Genomic DNA, 3809 nt, shown 5'->3' with positions numbered 1-3809 from the left:
GTCCAATTTTGGAAAGGATTAATGAAGCGGGAGATATACTCTTTAGCGTTGGGGGTGGTACAGTCCGTCCGAAGTTTTCCATTCCCAAGCAATACTCATAGGATCGCGGTTCCGGGACCAACTCAAAAATTCTTTAACGCTCTTATTTTCTCTTTCAGCGACGAGACCTTGAGCTGTGACACCAAGTCTTTGGGCAAGGCTTTCGTTTGTCCTAGGCTGTAGTTCAACTTGTGTTTGTTGGTACGGGTACGCAAGTCTTCGCGGTTTAGTGTTGTGACTTAATCTCCCAGAGGCAATTGCCCGTTCGATTAACTCTAGCTTCAAAGTAATAACCTCTAGTTTTGTTTCTACCGAAGAACCAAGATCTGCAAGATGGGATTCCAGTTTCAAAAGCCTCTCTTCTTGCTGTTTGACTGATTTATCGCCTGCTGTTACATCGATATCATTATTGATATCGAAATTTGACATTAGTTCTTCTAAGGCTTGCAGCAAGGCAATTGTATGACCCTGCCTGTGTAGTTTTGATAGTCGCCGAACCACCCCAATGAGTGGAACGGGCACACGAATCATCGAGCTTGGTGGGGATTTTTGGTCTGGCATTTGATATCATTATTGATATCGACAAGCTGATTATAAAAGGTTTGGTGGAATACAGTAATTGACTGAGTATTAATTGTGTCCAAATTTCTCAAACTTGTTACATATCAACACAATTTGCGAGTGTACTTTGATGTCACCAAAACAATTGGAACAGGGATTAAAGCAAGCGTTGACCGAAGCGGGCTATGATTTCACCGGATAAAATTATTCACCTTGTGCAAGAGGTGAAACGAGAAATAGCGGCACAACGCCAACAGCAGCAAGATTAGATGAGTAGGGAAACCGGGGGGAACGATCCCCGTTCCCTGTTTCATGGGTAGCGCAAATTTACACTACCTATGAGACAATTCAACAACTGCTACGTAAATACCCATATTTAAAAAATAGTTACTCTCTAAGTATAGAGAAAAGCAAATTCTAGTAGATCATTTTGCCACAGTTGGTGCATCACCATTGCCTTTCGTCAAGTATGATTTATATTTAGCAATCAATAAACGCACTGACATCAGCTTTTTTCCAGCAAAAGGCGGTTTAATTGAGGGAGTTATGCTTACAAAGCTGCGTCTGGAACGATTTAAAAATTTCAAAGATGCCGAACTCATTCTCGGTGCCTTGACTCTTTTAGTAGGGACAAATGCCTCTGGAAAAAGCAATATTCGGGATGCCTTTCGCTTTCTTCATGGTATTTCTCGTAATTACAACCTAGCTGAAATTTTTGGTGAAAAATGGATTGAAGGAGGCGTTCTCCAATGGCGGGGTATTCGCGGCGGAACGCGAGAAGTCACTTTTATCGATGAATCCACCACTTTTGCATTAGCAGTTTCATTTACCTTGGTAAAAAATGATTCCTCACAAGAAGCAACTTATCGGATTGAGGTGAATCCTGGTGCAAGCGGTAAAGCCCCTACTGTTATTGCCGAAAGTCTCACAATTGCAGGGCAATCTGATAGCGTTTTTGAAGCGCAATCTCATCAGGAGTCAGGGCAGAATAATTTATCCGTGAAAGTAAGCGGTGGAACTCCTTTTGACCCAATTTTATCTTATACCAATTATCGCCCTGTGCTTTCACAAATTGCAGCGATTGCACCATCACCATCAGTGAGAGAAACAGCCCTAGCTGCAATGTCCGCCCTAAGTTCAATGCGGTTTTTAGATTTAAGCCCAGATGCCATGCGACTACCTTCCTTGCCAGGACAAACAGTCTTGGGAGACAGGGGTGAAAACCTATCTTCTGTATTGCAAGAAATTTGTGAAAACCCTGAAAGTAAACAAGCACTTCTCCAATGGGTACAAGAACTAACCCCAATGGATGCTAAAGATTTTGAGTTTCCTGCTGATTTTACTGGAAAAATATTGCTTCAATTAATTGAAGAAAATAGTCAAAAAACATCTGCTATTAGTGCGTCAGATGGGACGTTACGTTTTCTAGCAATGATAGCTGCTTTACTAGGACAAGAACCAGCAAGATTCTATTTTTTTGAAGAACTGGACAACGGCATTCACCCCACCCGCTTACACCTACTTCTTGAACTTATCGAGCGTAAAGTTTCTCAAGGAACAATCCAAATTGTAGCAACCACTCACTCACCACAGTTGCTCAGACTTTTAAGTCCGCAATCATTAGAATATGCCTCATTAACCTATCGCTTTTGGGATAAACCTGATGCACATATAAAACGCATTGTTGATATTCCAGAAGCAAGACGTGTTATCAATGAGCAAGACTTGGCACGCCTCCATGAATCTGGATGGTTGGAAGATGCAGTGGAATTTCTGGAAGACGAGGAAACAAACGAATGAATGTACTTGTAATTCCAGAAGATTTTCGTAAAGACCAATATATGCTTAAGCCGATGATTACGGCGATGATGGAAGCATTAGGAAAACCGAAAACCAAGGTCAGAGTTTGTCAAGATCCACTTTTAGGAGGCATTAATGAAGCTCTCAAATGGGAACGGATTTCAGAAATTATTGAGCGTTACAAGGGTATGGTTAACTTATTCCTACTTTGCGTAGACCGGGATGGAAAAGAAGGAAGAAGGGGGGTGCTTGATAAGATTGAGCAACAAGCAGCAAATATTTTAACTGGTGGTAGGTTACTTTTAGCAGAAAACGCTTGGCAGGAAATTGAGGTTTGGGTTTTAGCTGGTCATGATTTACCTGCTGATTGGAATTGGCAATTCATCCGCAATGAAATTAATCCTAAAGAAACTTACTTTCTTCCCTTTGCTGCACAACGAAATGTTTTAGATGCTCCTGGTGAAGGACGAAAGTTACTAGCCCAAGAAGCAGCGCGACGATACAGCCGAATTCGCCAACTCTGTCCCGAAGATATAGCTGTTCTCGAAAACCGAATTAACTCTTACACAGCAGGATAAAGCATGAGCAGACCGTTACATAGCAATCCACTCTGATACTTTGGCTTGTTGACTATTCACCTTAAACTTCCAAGAGAGTGGTATTGGCATTTTTCACCAGATGTCTAATCAACGGAGGCTTACGCCAGGAAAAGTAGAAGTCACTTAACATGCACGCTTCGACTATGCAATTCCAATGCGCAAGTTTTTGGTATCTGGGTATCTAACGCCTCCGGAAACTGTTTCAAACCAGCTATCCAGTTTAAAGATGGAGGTTGTCTCGTTCGTACAAACAACTGGTTAGAAACCAAGATTTGTCGTCGAACTGATGGTAGTTGGTACTGGAACAGTGAACATATTGCTCGCCCGGAACGGAAAATACATTTTAGGCTCTGAGGGTAAAGTAGAGGAACTTGTACAAGAACTTATGACTATTCAGGATGGTATCGAAACCAAAATCGATGCCATCGCCTGGGTAGTTGACCAGTTAAATCTTGACCTTGGAACCTGGGAGGAAAGAAAAGGACGAGTAGTCGAACTCCACGACCAGGTAATTTCACGCCGCAAAACTCAACTTGAACAAATCAAGCGCACCCTCATCCATTTATACGAGATTGGATTAATCAATGACAAAAATATCGGTAAGGAAAGGGTGATTGAGATTAGAGATAACCCGCCTAAAGTGGCTAACTTACTATTAGAAGTAGATGATGAAGATTTTCCTGATGAGTTTAGAACTATCAAGTACCAAGCTAATAATAAGGCAATTATCGAAGCTTACAAATCTGGTCAAAATATCAACAATGTTGCTGAGGTAACTATCGGTAAGCAGGTACGGTTTAAAGTACAATC

General features: G+C 41.6%; 4 protein-coding genes. 3 read left to right on the top strand and 1 reads right to left on the bottom strand.

The window, feature by feature from the left end:
* Positions 1 to 42: 42 nt before the first annotated feature.
* Positions 43 to 600: a hypothetical protein gene (locus tag DP116_RS26185; protein ID WP_169157933.1), complete on the bottom strand. Its 558-nt coding sequence runs from the start codon at positions 598 to 600 to the stop codon at positions 43 to 45.
* 453 nt (positions 601 to 1053) lie between these two features.
* On the opposite strand from DP116_RS26185, the gene DP116_RS26180 reads away from it, so the two are divergent.
* The 3 genes from DP116_RS26180 to DP116_RS26170 form a co-directional block, all read left to right on the top strand.
* The gene (locus DP116_RS26180) at positions 1054 to 2400 is read left to right on the top strand and encodes an AAA family ATPase (protein WP_211173516.1); all 1347 of its coding nucleotides are present in this window, start codon (positions 1054 to 1056) and stop codon (positions 2398 to 2400) included.
* Positions 2397 to 2978, top strand: a complete 582-nt coding sequence (locus DP116_RS26175) for a hypothetical protein (RefSeq protein ID WP_169157932.1) — start codon at positions 2397 to 2399, stop codon at positions 2976 to 2978. Before DP116_RS26180 ends, DP116_RS26175 begins: the two co-directional genes overlap by 4 nt.
* Positions 2979 to 3285: 307 nt before the next feature.
* The coding region (locus DP116_RS26170; RefSeq protein ID WP_246275802.1) for a siphovirus Gp157 family protein at positions 3286 to 3809 on the top strand (524 nt) is incomplete at its 3' end.

The sequence above is a fragment of the Brasilonema bromeliae SPC951 genome (genome assembly GCF_012912135.1).
Taxonomy (GTDB): domain Bacteria; phylum Cyanobacteriota; class Cyanobacteriia; order Cyanobacteriales; family Nostocaceae; genus Brasilonema; species Brasilonema bromeliae.
Note: the sequence above shows the minus strand (reverse complement) of the source record. Positions and strands in the feature narration are given on the sequence as shown.